This window comes from Streptomyces sp. ML-6 (assembly GCF_030116705.1).
Lineage (GTDB): Bacteria > Actinomycetota > Actinomycetes > Streptomycetales > Streptomycetaceae > Streptomyces.
The window spans coordinates 551,938-576,513 of sequence record NZ_JAOTIK010000002.1; the positions used below are offsets into that span (position 1 = coordinate 551,938).

The following is a 24,576-nucleotide window of genomic DNA, read 5'->3' on the forward strand; positions in this document are numbered from 1 at the left end:
AAAGCCACTGGTCCCGGTGCCGTACCGGGAAGCTTTCAGACGGTGGCGCCTCCGTCGACGGGGATGCACGCGCCCGTGATGCCGGAGCCGGCGCGGGAGGCGAGGAGCAGGACGGCGGCGGCGACCTCCTCGGGCCGGGTCAGGCGGCCGGTGGCGGTGCGGTCGGTGAAGTGGCGTAACAGACCGGGGTAGTCGGTGTCGAGAACGCGCGCGGCCCGGGGGCCCTGTTCGGTGAACCAGTCGGTCTCCACGGCACCGGGACATACGCAGTTGGCGGTGACGCCGTACGGACCCACTTCCTTGGCCAGGACCCGGGTGAGCCCGATCAGGGCGTGCTTGGCGGCGGCGTAGGCGCACAGGCCGGGATCCGGGTCACGGCCTTCCATGGAGGCGATGTTGATGATGCGGCCGGAGTGCTGCGGTATCAGGTGGGACAGGGCGTGGCGGGTGGTGTAGAGGGCGGAGTCGAGGTTGAGGGCGAGGGTGTGGTGCCAGGTGTTGTCGGTGATGTCGGCGACGGTGGCGAAGTCGGTGGCGCCGCCCACGTTGTTGACGACGATGTCGAGGTGCCCGTAGCGGTCCACCGTCTCGTCGACCGCGCGTTCGGCGTCGGCCCGGTCGGTGGCGTCGGCCACGCACAGGGTGATGTCGTCCCCGGCGTCCAGCCGGGCGAGGGCCGCCCGGCCGACCTCCTCGGAGCGGCCGGTGATGACGAGCCGGGCGCCGTGGGCGTGGAGGGTGTGGGCGATGGCCAGGCCGATGCCGCGGGTGGCTCCGGTGATCAGCGCGGTCCTGCCGGTGAGGTCCATGTGTTCTCCTGTCGTGGGCCGGAGGGCGGATGGTGGGTGACGAGGGTGATCGTGTGCGGTGTGCCGGGCAGGTTCAGGGGCAGCAACTGCCAGCCGCGGGGCGCCGGTTCGTGCCCCAGTCGGGCCAGGGAGAGCCGGGGCCGCAGGGTGATCTCGACATCGACGAGGGCCCGCAGCAGGGACCATCCCAGTGCCTTGGCCATGGCCTCCTTGGCCGTCCACAGGGTGAGGAACTCCTCCCTCCGTATGGTCTCGGGCCGGTCGGCCGACACGGTGGCCTCGCCCGGGCGGAGCGCGTACCGCAGCAGGTCCGGCGGTGGAGGGGAGGCCAGGTGCTCGATGTCGATGCCGATCCGGATGCCGCCCCGGGGCGCCGCGACCAGTGCGGCCAGGGTCACGGGCCCGCAGTGGGCGGCGGTGAGACGCAGGGGCGGCAGGTTCTGTTCCGGTGCGAGGGCGGGGCGGCCGAGCGGGTCGCGGACCAGGGTGACGGTCTCGGCCGGGCGGGCCTGCCGCGCCGCGACGGCGTGGCGCAGCAGGACCCGGCCGGGTACGGGGCATCCTCCCGGCGCGATGTACCACCAGAGGTCGACCGGGCCCGCCGCGGAGACCACCCGGCGGTGGCGGGCGCCGGTGAGTGGGGGAATCGCCGGCGTCACGGGGTGTCGTCCTCGGTCCGGTGACCGGCCGCGGTCGGTCCGGTCGCGGCCCGCACGGCAGTGGTGAGGGTCGCGGCGGTCGCGGTGCGGGGGCGGGCCGGGACGCGGGCGAGGACGGTGGCGCGCATGCCGGAGATCTGGGCGACCACGCGGCCGTCCGGGGTGGTGGCGGTGCTGGTGCCGGTGGCGGGTGAGTGGTGGAGTCGCAGCCCGGTGGGGTGGGCCCGGACGAGGTCGTGGTCGTCGCCGTGCCCGTACAGGGTGATGCGTTCGATGTGGTGGGGGACGGCGACGGGGTGGTGGCCGTCCGGGGCGGGGGCGAGGGCGGGGGTGCGGGCGAGCCCGTCCAGGAGGACGACCGGGGTGGAGAGCCGGGGCAGTGCGGACAGCCGTTCCGGGTCGGGGCGCCAGCGGGCCCCGGTGCCCGAGCCGGTGGCGCGGCACCGGTCGGTGGCGCGGAAGGCGCCGGTGAGCAGGACCGGGGAGGCGGTGTCGTAGTACGGGTCGTCGACCGTGCGGTGGGGGCCGACGAGCGGGCCGTACGGTTCGGGCAGCGGGGCCGTGCCGCCCAGCCGGACCGTGGCGCGGACGTGTTCCCGGTCGTGTGCCAGAACGCGTCCGCCGGGGGCGACGACGTCGGAGCGGATGGTCACAGCAACCGCGCAGGCCGTCCTGGTGTCGCGACGGCGGGCCTCGACGCGGTAGCGGGCGGGTCTGCCGTCGGTGCGGGCGCGGACCCAGGCACTGAAGGCGAGGTCGTCGATGCCGCGCGGCGGCAGCCCGGGGGCCAGTGCGCGGGCCGCCTGGACCGCGATGTCGGCCAGCATCACCCCCGGCACGGTGGGTCTGCCGTCCACCAGGTGGTCGCGCAGGAAGCCGTGGGCGTCCAGGTCGAGGACCAGGTGCCAGACGGCGTGGTCGGCGTGCCGGGTGACGGGTTCACCGAGCAGCCCGGACGGGATGGGTGGGGTAAGTGGGGTGGCCCGGGGGGTGTCGGCCGAGTGGTGGCGGTCGGTGTTCCCGATGGTGCGCAGGCCCGGGAAGCGGGCGTCGAAGGAGCGGTGTTCGGCTTCGCCGATGAAGGTGACGAGCCGGTCGTTCCCGCCCTCGTCGTGGGTACGACGGCGCAGTTCGGTCAGGAAGTGGGCGACTCCTTCGGCGGTGGTCATGCGGGACAGCCGGGCGGTGCGTGCGGTATGGGCCCGGACGACGGCCCCGGAGCCGAGACCGGTCTCGTCCCAGATGGTCCAGGCGATGGTGAACTCGCCGTCGTCGCCGACGTAAGCAGCGGCGGACAGGAAGTCGTTGGCCGGGGAGTAGTCGCTCTCGCCGGGCAGGCCGGCCACTCCGGTGACCGAGCCGAAGTTGCACCACAGGCGCGGGGCGAGAGCGCCGGTGAACGCGGCGCGCAGATGGTGGTGGCCGAACAGTTTGACGTCGCGGACACGGCGCATGTCGGGCAGGGTCTTACGGGTGATGTCACCCGGGTGGTGCAGCCCCGCGCCGTTGACGAACAGGTCGACGTGGCCCTCCCGGGTGCGGACGGCGTCGGCCAGGGCGCGTACGGCGTTCGCGTCCGTGACGTCGCAGGTGTGGAAGTGGACCTGGTCGGCGCCGCACGTCTCGCGCAGGGCCCGCAGGGTCAGGGCGGACTCGCGGGCGTGCAGGAGGCGGTCGAAGGCGGCGTTGATCTCGCCCACCGGCCGCCGTGGTGCGCGGGAGCACTGGTCGGTGATGTAGCGGGCGCGCGCCGCGAGCAGTTCCTGGTCGGGGGTGTGCAGCAGGTCGTCGGGGACGTCGCCGGGGCGGCCGGCCCCCACGAGGTGGATCCGCAGGGGCACCTGGCGTGCGAGGCCGAGCAGGCAGGCGGCGGTGATGCCGCGGGCGCCGCCCGTGGCCACGACCACCGCGCCGGGGGCGAGCGGCGGGGCCCCGTCCGGCGCGGGAGGGGCGTTCTCGGTGAGGCGCTGGACGTAGCGGGTGGCGCCGCGGTGGCGGACCACGGGCAACCCGTCGGCCGGGCGGGCGAGTTCACCCTCCAAAGCGGCCAGTACGGCCAGGGGCTCGGTGCTGTCGCCGACCACCGCGCGCACGGTGCAGCCGGTCAGCTCCCAGGCCAGGGACTTGACGAAGCCGGTGAAGAGATGGGCGTGCGGGGCGGCCTCCTCCCCGAGAAACGGCGCCGCCACTCCCACCGCGACCGTGCCGCCTTCGGTGAGCCGGTCGCGCAGTCGGCGTACCGCCCAGAACGCCGCCTCCTGCACGGCCAGTACGTCGGCGGCGGGCGGTGCGGGCCAGGCGGGTGCCGGGTGCAGGTCGGCGACGACCCTCAGGTGCCGGAACCCCTCCGGGGCCTCGTCCAGGACGTGGTCGAGGGCCTGTTGCGGGTCCTGGTCCCCGTCGACGGCGACCAGGCGGCAGCGGCCACCGGCCTCGACCATGGCGCGCAGGGCATTCGTGTGCCGGGAGGCGGTGATCACCAGGGTGCGGGCCGGCAGCGGCCGTGCACCGGTACCGCACGGTCCGGCCGCCTCCCAGCTCAGGGTGTGCCGCCGGGTGATCGGGGGCGGGGCCATCGGCGTGGGGTGCGGCGATGTGGACTCCGGTGATGTGGGCTCCGGTGATGTGGGGTGCGGCGGTGTGGAGTTGGACGGTGTGGGGGCCGGCGGTGCGGGATTGGACCCTGTGGGGTTCGACGGTGCGGAGTCCGGCGGTGTGGGGTTGGACGGTGTGGGGGTCGGCAGTGCGGAGTCCGGCGGTGTGGGGTTGGACGGTGTGGGGGTCGGCAGTGGGGAGTCCGGCGGTGTGGGATGCGGCGGGTGGGTGACGATGTGTCGTAGGGCGGTCACCAGGTCGTCGGCCCCCGGGTAGCTCCACCCGGGTCCGTCCGGTGCGCAATGCCCGGCGGACAGCCGGGCGGACAGGGTGTCGAGGGTGGTGAGGAGGGGCCAGCCGCGGGCGCGGGCCACGGAGGACCGGGTGAGCACCAGGACGAAGGCCCCCTCCGCCGTCTGCCGGGAACCGGCCGGGTCGTGCAGGCGGGTGAACAGGGGCCCGGTGGCACCGTTGACGCCCAGCACCAGCGCCATCTCCAGCTCCCCGCGCCGCAGGTGCGCGGCGGCGGCCCCGAGGGCGCTGCGTCCCGAGGTGAGCCCGGTGTCGAGGATCATGGTGGGACCGTGCAGGTCGTGCAGGGCCGCGATCCGGGCGGGGATCACGTTCGGCATCAGCCCGGCCAGGGTGTCCTCCCCCGGGCGGGTGCGCTCGCGCACCGCGTCGAGGAACGCCGAGGTGGCCCTGCGCAGCGCGGTGCGGTCGAGTCCGTCGGGCAGCGGTCGCCCGACCGCCCCGGTCAGCGAAGCGGCGTGGCACCGGACGGTCGTGTCGGGCGAGGCGGCGGGGACGCCGGTGTGGGCGGCGAAGACCCCGCAGGTCTCCCGCAGCCCCTCCCACCGGGGCGGGGCGTCCCGGGGAACGAGTGCGGCGACCGCCTGCAACGCCATGAGCTGGGCCCGGTCGATGCCCGCGGCGGTGGACGCGGGGATGCGTACCTCGGCGAAGGACGGGATCGGGTACCGCGCCCCGAACGAGCGCCGTGCCGCCGGGTTGCGTCCGTCGGCCAGACGGCGTGCGATGTCCGCCGCGTCCGGGGCTCCGGGCAGGTGGGCCGACCAGGCCACGACGACCACCGGATCGTCCTCGACGGGGGCGGGCAAGGAGGCCGGTGCGGTCTCGCCGGGCCGGGGGGCGTCCTGGAGCAGCAGATGCCCGTTGGTCCCGCCGAAACCGAACGCCGAAACCCCCACGGTTCGTGGCCGGTCGGCCGGGCGCGGCCAGGCCACCGGCTCGGTCGGTACCCGTAGCGGCGGCGCGTGGTCGGGGCAGCGGTAGGGGATCTGCGGCGGGATCGTGGAGTGGGCCATGGCCTGCAGGGCGTGGACGACCGACACCGCACCGGCCGCCCAGCCGGTGTGACCGAACACCGACTTGTTCGATGTGCACCATGCGTGGGGCAGTTGCTCCGCCAGCACCCCGCGCTCGACCCGGTCGCCGACCGGGGTGCCGGTGGCATGGGCGACCACCCAGTCGATCTGCTCCGGTGCGATGCCGGAAATGGCCCGAGCCCGGCTCAACGCCCGTTCCTGCCCTTTGGAGTTGGGGGCGTGGACGGCCCGGCCGCGCCCGTCGGACGCCGCGCCGAACCCGGCCAGCACCCCCAGGACGTGGTCGCCGTCGGCCCGGGCGGCGTCCAGTCGCTTGAGGGTGACGAACGCCGCCCCGTCGGCGAACAGCACCCCGTCCGCGTCGGCGTCGAGGGCCCGGACCGCGCCCGACCGGCTCAGCCCGCGCAGTTGGGAGAACAGCACGCTGTAACGGGGGCCGAGGGAGAACACCCCGCCGCACAGGGCGAGATCGCACTCGCCGTCCAGGAGGGCCCGGGCGCCCAGGTCGATGGCGTACAGCGCGGAGGAGCAGGCGGTGTCGACGACCTGGACCGGTACCGGCCGGAGAAGCACTGACGCGACGGCGGCGCGCAGGGCCGCCGTCGGCAGGTGTCCGGCCGGTGCGCCCGCGTGCCGGTGTGCGGACCGCAGCCATCGGACGAGCAGGGCGCGCAGCGCCCCGGGGTCCTCGGGATCCTCGGCCTGCTCTCCGTCCCAGTGCTCCGCGATGCCGTCGGCGGCGGCCTCGACGAGCAGGCTCTCCTCCATGTGTGGGGATCCCTCGGCCCAGGCACCGGCGAAGCACGCGGTGCGGACACCGGCTCCGGACGCCAGACGCGGGGCGTCGCACTGGAGGAGCGCGGTGCGCGTCCACACGGTGAGGAAGTCCTCTTCCTTCGCGTTCTCGTCGGCCCTCTTCCCGATGTGCTGCCCGGTGCCCTCTTCGGTGTCCGGTGCGGGGCGGACGTAACCGGCGACCCGGCTGTAGGTACGGTCCGGGGCAGCCTCCGGCGACCAGAAGTCCTCCAGGGGAAACCGTTCTCCTGGCTCGTCGAACTGGGGGACGCCCTCCATCAGCCGCCGCCGGAATTCCTCCGGCCCCTCGGCGCCCGGAACCACCAGGCCCATGCCCACCACAGCCACCGTGCGCGCCGTGTTCCGCTCCGTGGCGGGAGGCCGCGTGGTCGACGCGAAATCGGCCCGAACAGGGGGCGGAGCCGGGACCTGGACCTGGACCGGAGACGAAGCCGGAGCCGGGGACGGAGGGGGCGGGGACGGAAGAGTGGGGAACGGAGGGGGCGGGGGCGGAGGAGTCGGGGCGGCCCCGTGGGGCGTGAGCATGGCGCGGCCCACGGACAGTCCGCCGTCGGCCAGCAGGCACTGCCCGGAGATCCAGCGGGCCTGCGGGGAGGCGAGGAAGGCCACCAGCCGGGCGAGGTCGTCCTCATGCCCCACCCCACCGAGCGGGGCCGCCGCCGCGCAGGTCGCCCGCAGGGCGTCCGCGCCGGGGAACAGTGCGGCCGTGGCATTGTCCAGCAGCCCGGCCGACGCGGTGTTCACCCGGATTCCCGACGGGCCGAGATCGGCGGCCAGATACCGGGTCATCGCCTCCAGCGCCGCCTTGCACACCCCCACCAGCAGGTAGTTGTCCATGGCCAGCCCGGCACCGACGGACGAGACGTTCACGATGGCACCGCCACCGCGCGCGGCCATCAGCGGCGCCGCTTCGAGGGCGCACCAGCGGGCTCCGTGGAGGTTGGTGTCCAGCGCCCGCTGCCACTCGGAGTCGGTGAGGTCGTCGAAACGGGCGAACACGCCCCGCGCCGCGTTGTTGACCAGGATGTCCACGCCGCCGTGCCGCTCGGCCAGGGTCGCGAACATCGCGGTCACCTGGTCGTGTTTGGCGACGCTGGCCCGCAGCGGCTCCGCCCGGCCCCCGGCGGTACGGATCGACGCGACGGTCTCCTCGGCGGCCCGCGGCGAGTGGAAGGAGTTGACCACCACGAGGGCGCCGTGCCGGGCCAGTTCACGGCTGATCGCCGCCCCGACCCCCTTGCCACCCCCGGTGACCAGGGCGATCTTTCCGGCGAGATCCCGTGCCGCGGGCACTTCGGGCCGGCCGCCGCTCATGCCGGTGCCCCCGTACCCGTGCCGTCCGCGGGCAGTGTGCTCAACAGCCCGGCCAACGCGTCCAGGGTGGTGTACCTGGTCAGGCGGGAGCCGTCCGTCGGCAGTGTACGGCCGAAGCGTGTGGCGGCCCGGGCGAACAATTCGGTCTGCTTGATCGAGTCCACTCCGAGGTCCGCCTCCAGGTCGGCGTCGTCGGTCAGGACCTCGGGCGGATATCCCAACGCCGCCGCGTACAGGGTCCGCAGCGTGGCCACGACGGACCGCCGGTCCGGGAACGCCTCCGCACCCGACGGGGTCCCCTCGGCCGCGGGGCCGGGCCGGTGGACCCGAGCCGCCAGGGGTGATGGGGCCACCGGGAGTGATGGGGCTGTCGGGGGTGATGGGGCTGTCGGGGGTGCCGTGGGTATCGGGGACGCATGGGGAGCGGTGGATGTGTGGGAAGCCGGTGTCAGGCCGCTCAGCGACTCGGCCAGCTCGGGGCCGCCCACCCTGCGGCGCAGCGGTGCGACCACCCGTACGCCCGGTACCGTCGCCGTCACGAGATCACTCAGGGTGCCGCGGGGGCCGCACTCCACGAACACCTCCACGCCCTGCGCGTGAAGCAGTCGGACCGCGTCGGTGAACCGCGTGGGACGTACCAGGTGGGCGGCGACCAGGTCGGCCACCGCGTCGGTGTCGTCCACCCGCCGTCCCAGGATCGCCGAGTGCAGCAGATGCCGCGCGGGCCCGGCCCGCAGCGCGGTCGCCCGACGGGTGAAGTCACCCGCCACGGCGGCCAGCATGCGGTGGTGGAAGGCGTACGGGACCCGCAAGGGGGTCGCTCCGACACCGATCGCCCCGGCGGCCCGCCGTACCCGGCCCAACGGTTCCACGGGGCCGGACACCACGCACTGGCGGGGGCTGTTGTCCGCGGCCAAGGTCACCTCCCACTCCCCGAGGCCCACCAGCAGTGCTTCGGCCCGGGGGGCGGACATCTCCAGTGCCAGCATTCCGCCGTGCTCCGGAGGGCGGGCGGCGAACGCCTCGTCGCGGGCGGTGACCAACGCCATGCCTTCCGTCGGCTCGTACACCCCGGCTGCGGTCAGGGCCACCAACTCGCCGAAGCTGTGCCCCAACAGCACGTCGGGACACAGCTTATGACGTTCCGTCAATAACCGGAACAGCACCATCTCGGCGGCGAACAGCGCCGTGTGCAGATCCGCCGGGGCCTCGTCCACCAGCTCGGACAGGGCCGGCGCCCGCTCGTCGAGCAGAAGACGGGAGGGGGCGCTCCGCCCGAGGCGGACGGCGGTGGCGTCCAGCGGGCGCAGTGTCTCCTCGACCAGTGGTTCGTCGACGGCGAGCCGGGCGAGAACGGCGGGCAGATAAGCCCCTTGCCCCGGAAACACGAAAGCACAGCGCTCGACCAAAGCAACTCCTCTGCACAGAGCGGGACTTGGAAGATCCTTGAGAAGGTCGCGCCGTCCGCCCAGCGCGATGGGGCATGCGCAAGGGGGAAGCGAGGGAGGCGGAATACGGAATGTTGCGCGGTGTGCGACGCGCGGCGTGCAGTGCGCTACGCACGATGCGCGGCGTGCAGTGCGCTACGCACGATGCGCGGCGTGCAGTGTGACAGCTGGAACGAGGACCAGGACAGGCATCAGGGACAAGCAACGGAACAGAAAACGGAACCAGGGCTGATGCCCACCCCCATGCACACGCATACTCAACGTACCGTCAGCCGCACCCACGGTCATCACCCACATGAGTGACGAGAGTGCGGGCGCAGAGCACGGGCGAAGGAAGCAAGGAGGCAAAGAAGCAAAGTCCCCCGCCCGGCCATTACCTCCGAGGTAATCGACCGCACTCCCCCGCCGCGGCAGTGTGGTGCACATCGACGAGATCCCGACGAGATCCCCGACAAGGTTTCCGGCGTCCAGGACCGAGGAGCGGCCATGATCATCAAGTCCACCGACAACAAAGCGAGTTCTGTCGCCGACACCACCCGCCGCGTCGTCCGGGAGTTCCTCGCCGCCCGGATCGCCGGGGACACCGGGCGGATCGTCGCACTCTTCGCCGACGAGGTCGACTGGATGCTCGCCGAGAATCCCGTCGTTCCGTGGATCCGGCCGCGCTCCACCGGGGCCGAATGCGCCGCCCAGGCCGAGGAGTTGGCCGCGCACACGGTGGCCGAGAACGCCCGGGTCTCCGTCGACACGTTCCTCGTCGACGGCACCGACGCCGTCCTGATGGGGCACCTCTCGGGGACCGTGCGCGCGACGGGGAAGTCCTTCGAGGGCCCCTTCGCCCTGCGCCTCACCGTCGAGGAGGGCCGGATCACCCGGCACCACCTCTACGAGAACAGCGTGTCGATCGCCGCGGCGTGCACCCCTTCCTGACCCCGGCGCCCCGGCACCACGACGCCCCGGCACCCCAGCACCCCTGCCCGCGGGCGGGGAGCATCGCCACCCACGCGAGTAGACAGTGTCTACCCCGTCCTGGTAGACACTGCCCATGACTGATGGAAGCTCCCTTCGCGAGCGGTTGATCGATGCCGGGGTGGACCTCGTGCTCAGCGAGGGCTCCGCGTCCGTGGGCCTGAGGGAAACAGCACGTCGAGCCGGGGTGTCGCACGGGGCGCCGCGCCGGTACTTCCCCACCCACCACGCGCTGCTCTCGGCTGTCGCCCGGCGCGGCTTCCAGGACCTCGGAGCCCGGTTCGAGGCCGCGGTCGCCGGCACGAGCGCACCACGTGGTCAGTTGGAGGCCCTCGCGCGCGTGTACGTCGGATACGCGCTGGAACGGCGCGGCATGTTCGAGCTGATGTTCCGGCACGACCTGCTCGACAGCACTCCGCAGGCATCGGACCAGCCCCGGCTGCGCGAGTCGACCCTCCCGTTGTTCGGCCACATCACCGAACTCGTCGCCCGGTGCCGAGCGGAACAGGAGGATGCCGCGCGACGCACCGACAGGCCGGACGAAGCCGTACCACCGCCCGCCGTGGTCGCCGCCGCCCTGTGGGCGAACCTGCACGGCGTCGCCCAGCTGTGGGCCTGGGGCAGTCTGCAACTCGCCCTGGGAGAACAGCCGTTGGGCAGTGACCCCGACCACGGCCAACGCGACCGGATCATCGCGGCGGTTCTGGACGCACATCTGGGCCCGGTGACCCCGTGACCACACCCGTACAGCAGCGGCTCGCACTTCTGGTCAGCGTGGCCGGGGCGATGATCGTCGCGTTGGACGGCACCGTCCTGCTCGTGGCGCAGCCCAGCCTGCAGCGTGATCTCGGCGCGAACATGGCGCAGGTCCAGTGGACGAGCACCGCTTATCTGGTCGCGGTGGCCGCGTTGCTGGTCATCGCCGGGCGCCTCGGGGACCGGTACGGGCATCCGCGCCTGCTGCTCGTCGGCGTCCTCGGTTTCGGGGCCGCCTCGGCCGGGATCGTGCTCGCGCCGACCGTCGGCTGGGTGATGATCCTGCGCGCGGTGCAGGGCGGGTTCGGCGCGCTCCTGCAGCCCGCGACGCTCGCGCTGCTGCGGTCGACGTATCCCGCGGACCGGCTCGGCACGCCCATCGCCATCCGCACCGGTGCGATCGCGGTGGCGGCGGGGGCCGGTCCGATCCTCGGCGGGGTGCTCGTGGCACATCTGGGCTGGCGCTCGGTGTTCTGGATCAACGTGCCCGTCGCGTTGGTCATCGCCGCTCTCGTCCTCGCCGTGCGGGCACCGGCGCCCGGGCGTACGAGCTCTTCGCGGCTCGGCCTCACCGGTGCGGGCCTGCTCGCGATCGCACTCGCGCTCCTGGTGCACGCCCTGGCCGAGGTGCCCGCGCGGGGGTGGACCGCCGCGCCGACGCTGCTCGAGCTCCTCGCCGTCGCGGGCGTCGCAGCGGTGCTCGTCCGGCACGAACGCCGCGCCGCGCACCCGATCGTTCCGCCCGCCGTGGCGCGGTCCACACCGGTGACGGCGTCGATGGCGATCCTGCTGGTCGTCACCGCCGGTCTGTTCGGCGCGCTGTTCAGGGCCACGTTCCACCTCCAGGACACCCTTCGCCTCGACCCGCTCGCCACCGGTCTGCGCGTTCTTCCGCTGACCACGCTCATGGTCCTCGGCGCACCGGCCGCGAACGTCGCGCTGCGCCGGTACGGTGCACGCAGCACGGCGATCGTCGGCACGGGCCTCGTCGTGGTCGGCATCGTGTGGCTGTCCCGGCTGGGCCCGACCGCTCCGTGGACGGCCATGGCCTCGGCCTTCGCCATCGTCGGTGCCGGGTTCGCCACGGTGATGGTCACTGCCACCGGGACCGTCGTCGGCGACGCGCCGCCCGGGTACGCCGGGGTCGTCGGCGGACTCAAGCAGACCGCCATGAACATCGGGCCGACCCTCGGGATCGCCGTCGCGGCCGGTGCAACCGGGTCCGCCGGGTCCACTGAGTCCACGATGGGGCCCACCCTGCTGGTCCTGGCCGCACTCGCCGCTCTCGGCCTGCTGCCCGCGTCGCGGCTGCCCCGACGCCCGGTCGATCACGAGGGACGCGCCCCGGCCTCCGCACCGGTACCGCAGGCGGCACCCGCTCGCCGGACGGGCAGCTGAGCAGTCGCCGCCCCCATCGCCCGGGCCCGAGCCGGTCACCAGGAGCCGACGCCGCCGGTCACCGGAAACCGGTGGATCCAGTCACCGGAAGCCGACGCCACCGGCTGTCGGAAACCGGTGGATCCGGTCATCGACAGCCGGTGGATCCGGTCACCGGTAACCGGTGGCGTCGGCCGGTGCACCCGCGGCCTCGACCTCGACCAGGTAGCGCCAGCAGTCCGGGCGGGAACCGTCGAGATCGGTGAAGCCGTACTCCTGGGCGAGCCCGCCGCTGGACAGTGACCGGCCGTTCCAGCGCGTGGCGTCGGGGTCATCGGCCAGCGCGGCGACGGCCCGTCCGACGTACGCCGGACTCTCCGAGATGCAGAAGTGCGGCACCGTGGCCAGCGCGTCGCGCCAGTTGTCCTCGGTGACGCCGAACGCGTCGAGCATCATCTCCGATCGCAGCCAGCCAGGGGTGAGGGCCACCGCCGTCCCGCCGTGCGGTTCCAGTTCGTGCGCGAGGACGAACGCCATGCGCAACACACTGTTCTTGACCAGGTCGTAGAAGTAGGAGTTGCGGTAGTTCGCCGTGTTGTAGGCGGAGGTCCCGTCGGTCATCTCGACCACGAGGCCGCCCGGTCGGCGTACCAGCAGGGGCAGCAGGAAGTGGCTGGTGATCGCGTGGGTCTCCACGCCCAGCCGGAGCAGCCGCAGTCCGTTGTCGAGGTCGTGCTCCCACACCGGCCGGTCGAACTCGAACAGCCGCTCGCCGCCCCAGATGTCGTTGACCAGCACGTCGAGCCGCCCCTGTTCGGCGTCGACGCGTTCGGCCAGCGCACGGACCCGGTCGGGCTCCAGGTGGTCGGTCGGAACCGCGATACCCGTTCCGCCCGCGGCGGTGACGAGCTCCGCGGTCTCCTCGATCGTCTCGGGCCGGTCGTACTCCGAGCGTCGTTCCCGGGTGGTGCGGCCGGTGACGTAGACGGTGGCGCCCGCCGCACCGAGCTGGACGGCGATGCCGCGTCCCGCGCCCCGCGTGGCTCCCGCGACCAGTGCGATCTTTCCTTCGAGGTCCGGTGTCGTCCTGTCGGGCATGGGTTCCCCCGGTGTCCTTTTCATTCGGTTCCGCTCTTCTCCGTCCACGGGCGTCGGCCCGCCTCGGCCCGCGTCGGCCGCGTCGGTACTTGCCGACGCCTTCCGACTGCCGACGCCTTCCGACTGCCGACGCCTTCCGACTGCCGACGCCTTCCGACTGCCGACGCCTTCTGACTGCCGGCGTTTGTCGACGTCTATCGACGCTTGCCGACCTCTGTCGGCGGAACCATGCTCGGCTCGAAACCGGACACCTTGTGTCGCCTTTCCTCCTCCGTCTCTCGGACCTCCCCCTACCGGACGCCGGCGGGATCAACCGCCCTGACGCTCACGGCCAGGAGCAATCCGGGCGCTCCCGGTCCGGATCGCGCGCGGGGTCGGGCACGAACAGGCTCAGCCGGTAGGTGGTCGGGTGCACCAGGCGGCCGCAGAGGGTGTCGATCCGGGTCATCGCCCAGTCGATCCGCTCCTCCCCGGCACGCAGGCGGCGCAAGTGGGCATGCCACTGCGTCACGTCCTGGGTCTCGAAGACCACCCGCCACTCCCCCGCGCCGTCGCCGGAACCGGTGTGAAGGGCCGCCCGCGGCCCGGCCTCCCGTTGGCGTTTTCTCTTCCGCTGTCCTGGCACCGGCCCAGCATCGCCGCCCCGGCGCCACTGCGGCAAGGCCGTCGTTCCGGCTCAGGGGCCGTTCCGGGTCAGGGGCCTTCCGAGGCAAGGGCCTTCCGATTCAGGGGCCGTTCCGGGTCGGGAAGCCGCCGGGCTGCGCTCCCCCGAGGGGCGGGCGGCCTCCCAGGCCGCCTCGATCATCCGGAAGACCTCGTCGAGCGCGGCCTCCGGATCGGCCGCCTCCCGGGCCAGCGAATAGGCGTCGATCACGAACCTCGCGACCACCCGGCAGGCCATTGCGGTCTGCGGCAGGTCGGGGTCGGCGGCGATGGCCGTCGCCAGCGTCTCCGCGTGACGCAGCCTCATGGACTCCTCGTACTCCCGCAGGGCCGATGAGGAGTCGATCATGTGCCGGATCGGGGCGGTGCCGTCCGCCGTGCAGTGGCGTACCAGGGCCTCGGTCGCGCGGCGCAGCGCGGGGACGAGCGGCGGTTCGGCCGCCCGCAAAGGGCCCGGTCCGTTCCGGCGCTTCCGAGGGCTGTGGGGGCTCGCGCTGGGCGCCGCGACGTACTCGTACCACCTGCGGCGGCGTGGCGAGTGCGGCAGCTGCGGCCGGGCGTGAGCCTCTCGTACGCGGATCGGCGCGGGCCCGGGACCGGTTCCGGTGCCGGTTCCGGTTCCGGGGCCGCGCCAATCCATCCGGTGCATCCGATCCATCCGGCCCGTCCAGCGCCTCTCGCCCATAGGCCCTGGCGCTTTGCGGCCGCTTAAGCCCGGTGGCGGAAGCTGGGACCATGTCTGATCCCATAGTCATTGTCGGTGGTGGCGCCGCTGGTCTGACGCTTGCGTGCGAGCTGGGGCTGGCCGGGGCCGCCACGGTCGTACTGGAGCGCAGGACCGAGCTCCCGGAGCGTTCCGGCGGCATGCTCCTCAACGCGCACATCGCGGACTTCCTGCGCAAGAGAGGTCTGGAGGAACGCTTCCGGACACCGGACACGCCCGCCTGGGGGCGCAGTCACTTCGGTCTCGTCTACCGGGACATCGACGGCGAACTGGCCGATACCGATTACGACTTGATCGTCCCCCAGTGGCGCAGCGAGCAGCTGCTGCGGGAACGGGCCGTCGAGCTGGGCGTCGAGGTGCGGCTCGGTCAGGAGGTCATCGACATCGAGCAGGACGCGGACGGCGTGACGCTCACGGTGGTCTCACCGGAGGGTTCCGGCACCCTGCGCGCCTCCTACGTCGTCGGGTGCGACGGCCCCCGCAGCGTCGTGGCCGGGGCGGCCGGCTTCGAGTTCGATCTCCTCGCCCCCTCGTAACTACGGGGTCATCGCCGATGTCGTCGTGGACGACGAGGCACAAGCGCTGTTCAGAGCGGGCTCGTACCCGAGCGGCCAGTTCGGGGTGCTGCCGGTCAATCCGGCGGATCCGACCGAAGTGCGGTTGATGACGGTGGAGTTCTACCGGAACCCCCGTCCGACGGGGAGCCGCTCACGGCCGACGAGATCCGCTCCACGATCGAGCGGCTGCGCCGGGGGCTGGTGGACGAGTTGGCCATAGAGCCGGGCCGTTCGCTCCAGGCGTTGCACCAGCGGATCCTGGTGGGCGACCCCGCGCTGCTCAAGCCGACGGTACGGGCCGGACACGTCACGGCTTCGGGACACGCGCCGGGTACCGGGCCCGATTCGGACGCCGGGCACGCTTCGGGTTCCGGGCATGCTTCAGGTTCCGGGCCCGCCCCGGGGTCGGCGGCACCCCGCCCGCATGCCCCGGCCGGCGGCTCGGCGGTGGCTCAACTGCCGCCTTCCGACGAGCTGTTCACGGGACGCGAGGATGAGTTGGCGGCGTTGCGGGACGTGCTGGGTGCGCCCGGCGGCAGGCTCGTGGTCGTCACCGGCGCCGCGGGGTCGGCAAGACCGCCCTGGCGCTGACGGTCGCGCGTCGCACGGGGGACCTGTTCGACGTACCGGTCTTCGTGCGGCTGTGTCCCGAGGGGCGCGGTCCGCTGGACGCCGTCGGCGTACTGGCCGGGGTGCTGCGCCGGTACGGGGTCCGGGGGCCGTTGCCGGAGCGGGTCGACGAACTGCGCGACCTGCTGGCGGAGTCGACGGACGGGCGGCGGGTGTTGCTGGTCCTGGACGACGTGGCCGACGCCGAGCAGGTGCGGCCGGTGCTGTCGGCGGTGCCGGACGGTACGGTGCTGGTCACCTGTCGGCGGGTGCCCGAGGGGCTCGCCGGGCGGGTCGTCCGCCTCGACGTGCCGGGGGTGCGGGAGGCGCGGCGGCTGTTCGCGGCGGCGGCCGGGCAGCCGACGGATGTCGCGGAGGGGGCGGAGTGCGCCGATGTCGTGGAGTCGTGCGGCCGGTTGCCGTTGGCGTTGCGGGCGGCGGCGGGCGCGCTGACCGGCCGGTCGCGGCTGCCGCTCGGCGGCCTCGCCGCCCGGCTGCGCGACGAACGCACCCGGCTCGCTGAACTGGAGGCGGCGAGCCCCGGCTTCCGGGCCCGGCTGTGCGACGCCCTGGACGGGGTCGGTGCGGCCGGGCTGCGGGCGTTCCGGCTGTTCGGTCTGTTGCCCGCCGGTCCTTTCGCACCGGAGGCCGCGGCGGCGGTGCTGGACACGGACGTGGCGACGGCACGTGCGACGACGGACTCGCTGGTGCGGGCGCGGTTGCTGTGCGCGGAGCTGCCGTCCGCGGGGCGCCCGGAGCATCACCACATGCCGGAGCCGTTGCGGCTGCTGGCCCGGGAGCGGCTCGACGCGGAGGAAGATCCCGAGGCGGTCCGGGCGGCGCTGGCCCGGTTGTGCGGGGCGTTCGCGAGGGCGGTGGAGGAAGCGGGGCCGTCCGGGCCCGCGACGGTCGAGGGGGCGCATCCGCTGGAGTGGTTCCGCCTGCGGCTGCCCGCGCTGATGGCCGTGGTCCGGCAGACGCACGCGGCCCGGCTGTGGGCGGAGTGCCTGCGGCTGGTGGACGGCATGACGGGTTTCCTGGAGGTGCTGGGGGCCTGGGAGGAGCGGGACGCGTGCCAGGGCCTGGCGCTGGAGGCGGCGCAGCACCTGGGTGATCTGGCGGCGCAGGCCCGGCTGCTGCGGTCGCTGGGCGATCTCGCCTGGCAGCGGCGCCGTCTGGACACGGCCGGCGAGTTGTACGAGCGCGCCCTGATGGCCGCCGATGTGGCGGGGGCGGAGATCGAGCGTTGCCGTGCCCTGACCGGTCTCGCGGGTCTGCGTCTCGACGCCGGGGCGAGGGACGCGGCCACCGCGCTGGTGCCGCCCGCGCTGGATTGCGCGGAGCAGGACGCGCGGACCGGGTTCGAGGCCCATCGGGTGCTGGGGCTGCTGGCCCTGGAGTCCGGTGAACGGGACTCGGCGCAGGGGCACTTCACCACGTGTCTGACGTACGCCGCGTCCCTGGTCGATGCCCGGCTGGAGTCCTACGCCCGCCGCCGGCTGGACGAGCTGGACTCCGAAGGGCCGAGGCGCCCCGGCTGGTCGGAGGTGCAGCCCGGCGTCTGGCGGTTGTGCACGGCGGCGTAGGACCGGCCCCGTTCCTCACGGGGCAGTCTCCCGCAGCACTCACGCGGGGCGGTTTCCCGCAGCGTCCGCGCAGGGCGGCCTCCCGCAGTGTCCGCGCATGCCTGCCTTTAGCCGGGACCGGATGGTTGCGCCGACCGGCCACGTGGGCCGGTCGGCGCTGCCCTTCTCCACCGTGCAGGAGGTTCCATGTCCGATCCGGCCGAACGGCCCGTCGACGGCGTCGAGTCCGTCGGGTACATCAGTGGTGCTGACAGGACGGATGCCGCCGCTCCCCTTCTGCGGAGCGCGGTACCGGCCGACCTGGAGCAGATCATCGCCGACATCGGCGACGGACCGGCCCCGCGCCCCTGACGCCGGGCCCCGGGGTGCCGCCCGTGACGGCGCGGGCGGCACCGCCCTGCCCTGCGGGGCAGGCTCAGAAGGGGCTGGGCACGACGTTGTCGTTCTCGTCGTAGAACGTGGTCCGTTCGAGCACTCCCGGTCTGGTGTGGATCAGGTACATCTCCCAGTCCGTGACGCCGGGCGCCCGCTCCCAGTTGATGGCGTACGGCGGGATCTTTCCGTCGGCGTCGAAGGGAAACCTCCGCTCGCCCCGGTCATAGGCCTCGCCACGGGCCAGCACGTTGGGATAGTCCGTCTTGCTCATGTCCTTCAGCCAGACGTGGATCCGGTAGTTCGGCGAATCCAGCCGGCCGATGAGTTCCCGACGCAGCTCGGAGATGCTCAGGTCCATCAGGTGTTCGTAGTCGTACCGTTCGGCGAACTTCTGGACCCGGCCGCTGAGTCCGAGCGCGAGGTTGCGCTGTTCCTGGGGCATCTGCGGCTCGGACGGCGCGTCGACCGGTTGCACATCGGTGATGAGGACCTTCGTGCCATCGACGACGGCGACGGCTCTGCCGCCGTCGTCGATGACTTCGTCGAACGCCTTCTGTTCCGCTGTCGGCGGCTGCTCCGGGTTGCGGAGGTACACCGCGCGAAAGGTCCCGTCGTCCTTCTTGATCAGGCCGTCGAAGACCCGTGTCGGCCGAAGCGTGCCCAGGTTGTCGGCGGACGCCTTGGCCACGGTGTCGGGGGACAGCACGGCTTCGACCGGCCGGCTGTCGATCTCGACGTCGTGGAGATCGGCGTACCGGTCGAGCGGCTTGTTCCGCACGGTGCCGGAGGCGCTGTCACCGCCGTCGATCCGGGTCTCCGGAGTCGCGGGGCGGGCCTGGTCACCACCGTGCAGCTGCTGCCCGGTGCTCGTGGGCGGCGGCGGGACGAGCAGGCTCGCGGCAGCGGTCGCCATCTGCAGAATCAGTTGCCGGCGATTCTTCCGCAGCGTGTCGAGTTTGGTTTCCAGCGCCTTCTTCCGGGCGTCCAGCTTCTTCTGGGCCGCCTTGATCGCATCGCCCTGGTCCGCGATCTTGTTGGCCTTCTTCTTGAGCCTCCGCTGTTCGGCGTTGAGTGCGGCGGCCTCGGCGTTGAGCGCGTCGGCGACGGCCGACGGCGCACCGTTGGGGTACCGGGCGACACGGGCGTTGTGTTTTCTGATCTTTCCGTCGTTGGCATCGAGGGCGGCGAGGACCGCGCGCGACTCCTTGTTGTATGCCCTGGTCCGCCCGTCCAGCGCGGTCTGTTTGTCGTCGAGGCTCTTCCGGCTGGGCAGATTCGCCAGTTGCCGGTTGAACGACGCGATCTGCGCGTTGAGCGTGGCGGGGTAGGCACCACTCTGGGCGACCGGTTCGATCGCGGCCCGGCCCGCCGCGGGAGCACCGTCCTCGGCATTGGCCGGCGCCACGGCGACGAGTACCGCCAGCACCGCCGCCAGGACCATGGCCCGAATGCGGCGCATCGGATTCTTCACTTCACCCGCCCCGCCATCCGGTCGGCGAGCGCCCGGGAGGCCGGCCGGCCGTCACCGGCCTGGCAGACCGCGGTCTGAAGGACGGTCGATGCCTTCAGCCGCGCCTCCCGGTAGCAGGCCCAGCCCTCGCCCCGGTCCTGGGTGGCCGTCCATGCCAGCGTGTCGTCCGTGGCCCTGTCGACCCGGTAGGTCCACCGTGACGCGCCTCCCCCGGGGGTGCTCCGCACCGCGCTCGTGCAGGCGTCGATGCCCTCGGCGAGGGCGCCGAAGACCTCCCCGGCCCGGGCGCCGGTGGCGTACCGGCCCACGACCTGGGTCACGGTGTGCTCCGCGGCGGTGTCGGAGTCCTGATGGACCACCGAGAGGAAGGCCGTCCATCCGCGCTGGTAGACGACGGTGGTCGCGGGGCCGACCGCCACCGAGCATCCGGGCGGATCGGTCCGCGTCGAGGGCGCCGGCTCACTCATGCGGGTCTCGGTGTTCAAGGTCGTACCGACGGTCTCACTGACTTCCCGGGAGGTGAACACGGTCGCCTGGACCGTCCCTTCGACCACGCGCGGCCCGTCGGCGGCGGGCCACTTCCACCACACCACGCCGCCGATGAGCACGACCAGGACGAGCGCGGCGAGGACGACCGGACGAAGTGGGCGAAGTGAATGAAGTGGGTGAAGTAGGCGAAGACGCCTGGTCCGGGGGTCGGCCCGGGGATCGGCCTGCGGGGGAATCGGCGGTGAAGCGGGCTGGACGCCCTGGGCCCCGGCCCGGTCGGGTTCAGCCTCATGGGTCATTCGAACCTCCTGAACACCTTGGGTTTCGGAGTGCCCGGCGCGGCATCCGGGCCGTGAGGAAAGCCGGGCGCAGATGGTTTTCACCCCTGGCGCAAGCGTTCAACCCTCACTCGGATTTTTATTACAACTCCCCTGATTATGTTTAGATTTGACGCACATTCAGAGATTCGGTCGTCGAACGTTACGCCGAGTCGAAGCACGATAGTTGTCACCAGGGCCACCGGGTGCACGAGCAGCAGCCCGGCGTCCGCGCGGTTCCCGCACCCGGCCGGCCCGATGACCGCACCGGGCGACAACTCGAGGTCGTTACCCGGGAAGGACGGGCATGTGCTGGTCACCAGGCCCGGCCAGGTGGTGGCAGCGGACCGGCTTCGCGATGGAGATCCCCCAGCCCGAGCCCTACTACCGGTTCCTTCCGGGGCTCCAGGTCAGGCGCATCCACGGCCGCCGGGGCGTGAAGATCAAGGGCCTCTGCTCCTGCGGGGTCCGGCTCGACCAGCTCGAACACCTCGATGGGCTCCGCCCCGATCCGCCCGTGCTCAACACCCAGCTGCAGATCCTGGACCTCCTCGGCCCCGGCCGCCCACGACTCGGGCGCCGACTCCTACTTCAGCTACCTGCGCGTTCTCGCCGCACTGCTCCGCGCGTCCTGGCCGCTCGGGCAGGAGCCGGTCCCGTCCGGCGCACGCCACACGGTCACCGCACACATCCGCGCACTTGGTGCAGGCCAACGTCAAGCCCACGATCAGCCTCCCCGGGACTCGATCGCAACGGCGGGAATCCTGACTGCAGCCGCCGACCTCCGCGAAGCTCCCGATCTTCGTGACCTACTGAACCAGCACACGCAGGCAGTCAGAACAGGGGGCTGATACTGGTGGGCTCTCGTATTCAACTGTCGCCAGTTCTCCGAGGAGTCCGACCGACTGGTTACCCTGTGTGATCGCCGGCGGCGTACGGATCCGCGCCCCGCCGCTCTCCTCGAGGAGGCGGCCGGTGTGCACGACCGGTGCCGGCCCCGTCGTCTGCGGTGGGCGTGCGCGCCGGCCTGGCCGACCGGACCGGATGTGGTCGGTCAGCGTCTGACGATCCGGTCGAGGACGGTGGCGATGGCGGACTTGAACGCGTCGCGGTGGTGGAGGGGCTGTGCGGGCAGTTCGCTGGTGGGGCTCACGCCGCGGTCGGCGAGGATGTAGAGCAGGCGCAGGGTGCGCAGGCAGTTGCTGATGTGGGCGGGCACCGGGACGCTGATGCGGTCGGCCCCGAAGCGGTCGGCGATCGGGTCCAGCCAGCCGACGGCGTCGTGTTCGCTCAGGTCGGTGCGGGTGAGGACCCGGGCGATCGCCCGGGCCAGGCGGTCGTCCTCCAGCTGGTCGTAGACATGGTCGGTGGGCGCCGTCAGCCGCGCGGCGGCGAGGTCCAGCATCCGCGCCGGCGCCACCTCGGGGTGGCAGCCGAAGCCGGCGAGCAGGTCCGCACCGTGGGCCACCGCGTGCAGCCAGCCGAGCGTCTCGTCGTGTCCGCGTAGATCCCGCTCGGCCGGGTACCAGCGCTCGAACGCGTCCACCCAGCCGTCCTTGAAGTCCCCCGCGGTCACCAGCATGCCGAGCACGAGCGGGGCGAAGGCGCGGGCCTCGACCCGCGGGTCGGTGAACCGGTCGGCCATCTCGTCGCCCAGCTCCAGCCGCCGGGACCTCCCGATCACGCCTCGGGCGATCCAGGTCGCGAGGACGGTGTGGGGCGCGCCGTCCCGGACCAGTGGATCGGGATCCGCCAGCGCGCGGGACAGCTCGCGGACGAGGTCGTCCATGGGCCGGTCGGCGGGCACGGCACAGTCGGCGGCCTCTACGCTCTTCCAGTCGATCATGACGGGCAGAATAGGTCCTTGCCATTGCCGCACACCTGCGAATTATGTCCAGGCAACCACCTAAATCCGTCAACTCCCCGACCAGAACCGACAGTTCTGGCGTCTGTGCCACGCTGCCCGCCGAAGCCGGACAGCGTGACGCGCAGCGGCTCGGTCCAGCGCGCCATCGCCGCTGGTCCGTGACCAGCCGAAGCCGGACCGCTGGTCACGCGGCGCTTTACTGGCGGGCTCGCGTATTCAACTGTCGCCAGTTCCCCGTGAAGCCCGCCACACCGGTGACCGTACGTGCTCACGAGAGTGAATAATCATCTTTATGGATCAGGGACTTGCGGCGTTATTGGGTGCGACGGTAGGCGTTGTCGGCACGGTCGTGGCGTCGGCGATCTCCAGCGGGTCGACTCGGCGGCAGATGGAAGGGCAAGCCAGAGTTGAGCACTCCCAGTGGCGCAGACAACTGCGGCGAGACGCGTACAGCGCCTTCCTCGCTCCGGCCAACGAGTCTCGCAGCGCTCTGAAGATGGCTGCACGAGCGCTTGTAGGCGATGCCCCGGATGTGGCGGAGGCTGATCGACGGCTCCAGATCGCGCAAGATCAGTTGGTTCTGGTGCAGGCGGCTTGGGCCAGCCTCGCAGTCGAGGGGCCCGAGTCGGTGGAGCAAGCCGCCCACGGCGTCCACCTAGGGCTCCACTCGATGCATACGACTCTCCTGGCCTGGCGGGATTCCTCGGGCTCCCCCGATCGCAACGTCAACTTCGTTGAACGTCACGCCGTCGAGGTGACCATGGTCTCCGAGCGCCTCGGCAGCTTCACGTCGGCGGCTCGGGCCGCCTTGGACGACACAGAACTTCCGTCAAGCAGGCGCAACTGAGAATGCGGCGCTTGGAACATCCGTGTCAGATCGTGCGCTAAGCGCTCGTCGGCCCTGGTGGGCGACTGGCGGAGCGTCGGCCGTGAGACTGATGTGAAGTCGTTCCACGGATAACGCCCTATTATCTGCGGGAGAGTGGTTCGTCACCTGCGGTGACGTTCTCCGGGCCGTACGTGAAGCGGCCCTGTTATCCGTGGCAAGGGGGAGGCGGTGCCCACCGTCGCGCAACTGCCGGCCGGGAAGGCGTTGACCGTCCATGCGTCGGCCGACGCCTTCCTCGACTCGCTCCGCAACCCGAACACGGTCCGCAGCTACGCGACCGGCGTCGGCAAGACCGCCGAGCGAATCGGGGAGGGCCGCCCGCTGGGGTCGGTCGCGGACGACGAGATCGGCGAGGCCCTGGAACTGCTGTGGGCACCGCGGCGGTCAACACCTGGAACGCCCGCCGGGCGGCGGTGCTGTCGTGGCTGGGCTGGTGCGCGGAGTACGGCTACGACGGCCCGGCGGTCCCGGCCTGGACGAAGCGGCTGGCGGTGCCGGACTCCGAGACCCCGGCCCGCTCGAAGATGGCCGTGGACCGGCTCGTCGCCCGGCGCGAGGTCCATCTGCGGGAGAAGACGTTGTGGCGGATGCTCTACGAGACCGCCGGACGGTCGGAGAAGATCCTTGGCGTGAACATCGAGGACCTGGACCTCGCTGCCCGCCGGTGCCCGGTCAAGGCCAAGGGCGCCCGGAGCAAGGCCCGCCGGCGCGGGCAGGCGCGGGAGGAATTCGTGCTGGAGACCGTCTACTGGGACGCCGGCACCGCCCGGCTCTTGCCCCGGCTGCTGCGCGGCCGCACTCGCGGACCGGTGTTCGTCACCCACCGTCGCCCCGGCCCGGGGAAGGTCGTCAGCCCGCGCGACGTGTGCCCGGACACCGGCCTGGCCCGCCTCTCCTACGGCCAGGCCCGCGCGCTGCTGGACGAGCACACCGCCGTGCGCGGGCCGGGAACCGGCTGGGACCTGCACGAGTACCGCCATTCCGCCCTGACCCACCTCGGTGAGCAGGGCGCCTCTCTGCTGATGCTGATGGCGAAGTCCCGGCACAAGAAGCCGGAGAACGTCCGCCGCTACTTCAAGCCGTCGTCCGAGGCGATCTCGGAGCTGACCAGTCTTCTGGCGCCAGGTGACTCACGGCGCTGACGAGTGCGGGCAGTGGCGCTCCGCGGATTGTTCGTGCCTCTGACTCAGTGCACGGCCTTGCCGTGGACCACGGTCGCGGAGGTGAGGACAAGGGGGAGGAAAAGGGTGTCGACGATCTCTTCGAGGACGGTGTCGGCTGCGGGGGTGTTGGTGGTGAGCAGTTCGTGGCGCAGGAGGTCGAAGGGAAGGGACTTCATGCGGTCGGTGACGCGTTCGGGGTCGATCTCGCCGCGGTCGGCAGCACGGTCGAAGACGGCGCCGAGGGTGGTGGGGCATCCCGCGTGGAGGCGATCGCGCAGGTCGGCGGGAGTGGTGCCGGTCTCCTGGTAGTAGGCGGCGAGCTGGATGCTCATGGCGGTGACGAAGTGCGCGCGAGTGGCGTTGATGTCGCGCAGCAGGGCAAGGATGTCGCCGCGCAGGCTTCCGGTGTCGGGTACGGAGACGGGGTGGCGGGCGGCGGCGTGGGCGAGGGCCGCGATCATCAGCTGCTGCTTGTCGGGCCAGCGCCGGTGGATGACGGGCCTGCTCGTCCCGGCGCGGGCGGCGACGCCGTCCAGGGTGAAGTGGGCGTAGCCCACGGCCACGAGTTCGTCCCACGCCGCGTCCAGTAGGGCGCCTTCCAGTTCTGCGCCTCGGCGCCGCTCGGCCATGACTGCCCCTTCCGCCATTAGATGCGGTTGCGCATCTTAATTTCACG

General features: G+C 72.4%; 17 protein-coding genes and 2 pseudogenes. 8 read left to right on the forward strand and 11 right to left on the reverse strand.

All coding sequences use genetic code 11. The annotated features are described in order from the left end of the window. Positions 1-35: 35 nt before the first annotated feature. Genes OCT49_RS36375 through OCT49_RS36390 form a run of 4 tightly spaced genes read right to left on the reverse strand, consistent with a single transcriptional unit; the run spans position 36 to position 8,951 of the window. Positions 36-809: an SDR family NAD(P)-dependent oxidoreductase gene (locus OCT49_RS36375; RefSeq protein ID WP_283856434.1), complete on the reverse strand. Its 774-nt coding sequence runs from the start codon at positions 807-809 to the stop codon at positions 36-38. Continuing rightward, positions 782-1,468, reverse strand: coding sequence for a 4'-phosphopantetheinyl transferase family protein (locus tag OCT49_RS36380; RefSeq protein WP_283856435.1), 687 nt, complete (start codon positions 1,466-1,468; stop codon positions 782-784). The genes OCT49_RS36375 and OCT49_RS36380 overlap by 28 nt, the downstream gene beginning before the upstream one ends. Continuing rightward, positions 1,465-7,542 (reverse strand): SDR family oxidoreductase, encoded by a 6,078-nt coding sequence (locus OCT49_RS36385; RefSeq protein ID WP_283856436.1) that lies wholly within the window; start codon positions 7,540-7,542, stop codon positions 1,465-1,467. Before OCT49_RS36385 ends, OCT49_RS36380 begins: the two co-directional genes overlap by 4 nt. Continuing rightward, positions 7,539-8,951 (reverse strand): acyltransferase domain-containing protein, encoded by a 1,413-nt coding sequence (locus OCT49_RS36390; protein ID WP_283856437.1) that lies wholly within the window; start codon positions 8,949-8,951, stop codon positions 7,539-7,541. The genes OCT49_RS36385 and OCT49_RS36390 overlap by 4 nt, the downstream gene beginning before the upstream one ends. Positions 8,952-9,476: 525 nt before the next feature. On the opposite strand from OCT49_RS36390, the gene OCT49_RS36395 reads away from it, so the two are divergent. The 3 genes from OCT49_RS36395 (at position 9,477) to OCT49_RS36405 (ending at position 12,113) form a co-directional block, all read left to right on the forward strand. Next, positions 9,477-9,920, forward strand: coding sequence for a nuclear transport factor 2 family protein (locus OCT49_RS36395; protein WP_283856438.1), 444 nt, complete (start codon positions 9,477-9,479; stop codon positions 9,918-9,920). A 115-nt stretch (positions 9,921-10,035) separates the two neighbouring features. Further along, positions 10,036-10,695, forward strand: a complete 660-nt coding sequence (locus OCT49_RS36400; protein ID WP_283856439.1) for a TetR/AcrR family transcriptional regulator — start codon at positions 10,036-10,038, stop codon at positions 10,693-10,695. Positions 10,696-10,745: 50 nt separating this feature from the next. Further along, positions 10,746-12,113, forward strand: coding sequence for an MFS transporter (locus tag OCT49_RS36405; protein WP_502963518.1), 1,368 nt, complete (start codon positions 10,746-10,748; stop codon positions 12,111-12,113). 150 nt (positions 12,114-12,263) lie between these two features. Here the strand turns inward: OCT49_RS36405 and OCT49_RS36410 are convergent, their stop codons facing one another. The 3 genes and pseudogenes from OCT49_RS36410 to OCT49_RS36420 form a co-directional block, all read right to left on the reverse strand. After that, entirely contained in the window at positions 12,264-13,190 is a 927-nt protein-coding gene (locus OCT49_RS36410) for an SDR family oxidoreductase (protein WP_283856441.1), read from the reverse strand. 325 nt (positions 13,191-13,515) lie between these two features. Next, the gene (locus OCT49_RS36415; protein ID WP_283856442.1) at positions 13,516-13,722 is read right to left on the reverse strand and encodes a hypothetical protein; all 207 of its coding nucleotides are present in this window, start codon (positions 13,720-13,722) and stop codon (positions 13,516-13,518) included. Positions 13,723-13,866: 144 nt separating this feature from the next. Beyond that, positions 13,867-14,298: pseudogene (locus OCT49_RS36420) on the reverse strand (TetR/AcrR family transcriptional regulator); the annotation flags it as partial. Positions 14,299-14,588: 290 nt separating this feature from the next. On the opposite strand from OCT49_RS36420, the gene OCT49_RS36425 reads away from it, so the two are divergent. The 3 genes from OCT49_RS36425 (at position 14,589) to OCT49_RS36435 (ending at position 17,680) form a co-directional block, all read left to right on the forward strand. Then, positions 14,589-15,113, forward strand: a complete 525-nt coding sequence (locus tag OCT49_RS36425) for an FAD-dependent monooxygenase (RefSeq protein ID WP_283856443.1) — start codon at positions 14,589-14,591, stop codon at positions 15,111-15,113. Positions 15,114-15,769: 656 nt separating this feature from the next. Next, complete coding sequence (locus OCT49_RS36430; RefSeq protein WP_283856444.1) at positions 15,770-17,329, forward strand: hypothetical protein; 1,560 nt, start codon at positions 15,770-15,772, stop codon at positions 17,327-17,329. Between the two features lie 186 nt (positions 17,330-17,515). Further along, positions 17,516-17,680 (forward strand): hypothetical protein, encoded by a 165-nt coding sequence (locus OCT49_RS36435; RefSeq protein ID WP_283856445.1) that lies wholly within the window; start codon positions 17,516-17,518, stop codon positions 17,678-17,680. 64 nt (positions 17,681-17,744) lie between these two features. Here OCT49_RS36435 and OCT49_RS36440 read toward each other — a convergent pair whose 3' ends face one another. The 3 genes from OCT49_RS36440 to OCT49_RS36450 all read right to left on the reverse strand — a co-directional run bounded on the left by OCT49_RS36440 (position 17,745) and on the right by OCT49_RS36450 (position 21,827). After that, positions 17,745-19,163 (reverse strand): hypothetical protein, encoded by a 1,419-nt coding sequence (locus OCT49_RS36440; protein WP_283856446.1) that lies wholly within the window; start codon positions 19,161-19,163, stop codon positions 17,745-17,747. A gap of 8 nt (positions 19,164-19,171) precedes the next feature. Next, positions 19,172-19,963: a sensor domain-containing protein gene (locus tag OCT49_RS36445; protein ID WP_283856447.1), complete on the reverse strand. Its 792-nt coding sequence runs from the start codon at positions 19,961-19,963 to the stop codon at positions 19,172-19,174. Between the two features lie 1,072 nt (positions 19,964-21,035). Further along, entirely contained in the window at positions 21,036-21,827 is a 792-nt protein-coding gene (locus tag OCT49_RS36450; protein WP_283856448.1) for a DUF2785 domain-containing protein, read from the reverse strand. A gap of 313 nt (positions 21,828-22,140) precedes the next feature. Here OCT49_RS36450 and OCT49_RS36455 point away from each other — a divergent pair, with 313 nt between their 5' ends. Together OCT49_RS36455 and OCT49_RS36460 are read left to right on the forward strand one after the other, a co-directional pair. Continuing rightward, positions 22,141-22,695: a hypothetical protein gene (locus OCT49_RS36455; protein WP_283856449.1), complete on the forward strand. Its 555-nt coding sequence runs from the start codon at positions 22,141-22,143 to the stop codon at positions 22,693-22,695. A gap of 210 nt (positions 22,696-22,905) precedes the next feature. Beyond that, a pseudogene (locus tag OCT49_RS36460) lies at positions 22,906-23,879 on the forward strand (tyrosine-type recombinase/integrase). 44 nt (positions 23,880-23,923) lie between these two features. Here the strand turns inward: OCT49_RS36460 and OCT49_RS36465 are convergent. Beyond that, positions 23,924-24,529 carry a TetR/AcrR family transcriptional regulator gene (locus OCT49_RS36465; protein WP_283856450.1) on the reverse strand — a complete coding sequence of 202 codons (606 nt, stop codon included), beginning with the start codon at positions 24,527-24,529 and terminating at the stop codon, positions 23,924-23,926. Between the last annotated feature and the right edge of the window lie 47 nt (positions 24,530-24,576).

Coding starts and splice junctions, on each gene's coding strand:
- OCT49_RS36375 (WP_283856434.1), bottom strand. CDS start 809: ATGGACCTCACCGGCAGGACCGCGCTGATCACCGGAGCCACCCGCGGC.
- OCT49_RS36385 (WP_283856436.1), bottom strand. CDS start 7,542: ATGAGCGGCGGCCGGCCCGAAGTGCCCGCGGCACGGGATCTCGCCGGA.
- OCT49_RS36395 (WP_283856438.1), top strand. CDS start 9,477: ATGATCATCAAGTCCACCGACAACAAAGCGAGTTCTGTCGCCGACACC.
- OCT49_RS36400 (WP_283856439.1), top strand. CDS start 10,036: ATGACTGATGGAAGCTCCCTTCGCGAGCGGTTGATCGATGCCGGGGTG.
- OCT49_RS36405 (WP_502963518.1), top strand. CDS start 10,746: ATGATCGTCGCGTTGGACGGCACCGTCCTGCTCGTGGCGCAGCCCAGC.
- OCT49_RS36410 (WP_283856441.1), bottom strand. CDS start 13,190: ATGCCCGACAGGACGACACCGGACCTCGAAGGAAAGATCGCACTGGTC.
- OCT49_RS36425 (WP_283856443.1), top strand. CDS start 14,589: ATGTCTGATCCCATAGTCATTGTCGGTGGTGGCGCCGCTGGTCTGACG.
- OCT49_RS36435 (WP_283856445.1), top strand. CDS start 17,516: ATGTCCGATCCGGCCGAACGGCCCGTCGACGGCGTCGAGTCCGTCGGG.
- OCT49_RS36440 (WP_283856446.1), bottom strand. CDS start 19,163: ATGCGCCGCATTCGGGCCATGGTCCTGGCGGCGGTGCTGGCGGTACTC.
- OCT49_RS36445 (WP_283856447.1), bottom strand. CDS start 19,963: ATGACCCATGAGGCTGAACCCGACCGGGCCGGGGCCCAGGGCGTCCAG.
- OCT49_RS36450 (WP_283856448.1), bottom strand. CDS start 21,827: ATGATCGACTGGAAGAGCGTAGAGGCCGCCGACTGTGCCGTGCCCGCC.
- OCT49_RS36455 (WP_283856449.1), top strand. CDS start 22,141: ATGGATCAGGGACTTGCGGCGTTATTGGGTGCGACGGTAGGCGTTGTC.
- OCT49_RS36465 (WP_283856450.1), bottom strand. CDS start 24,529: ATGGCCGAGCGGCGCCGAGGCGCAGAACTGGAAGGCGCCCTACTGGAC.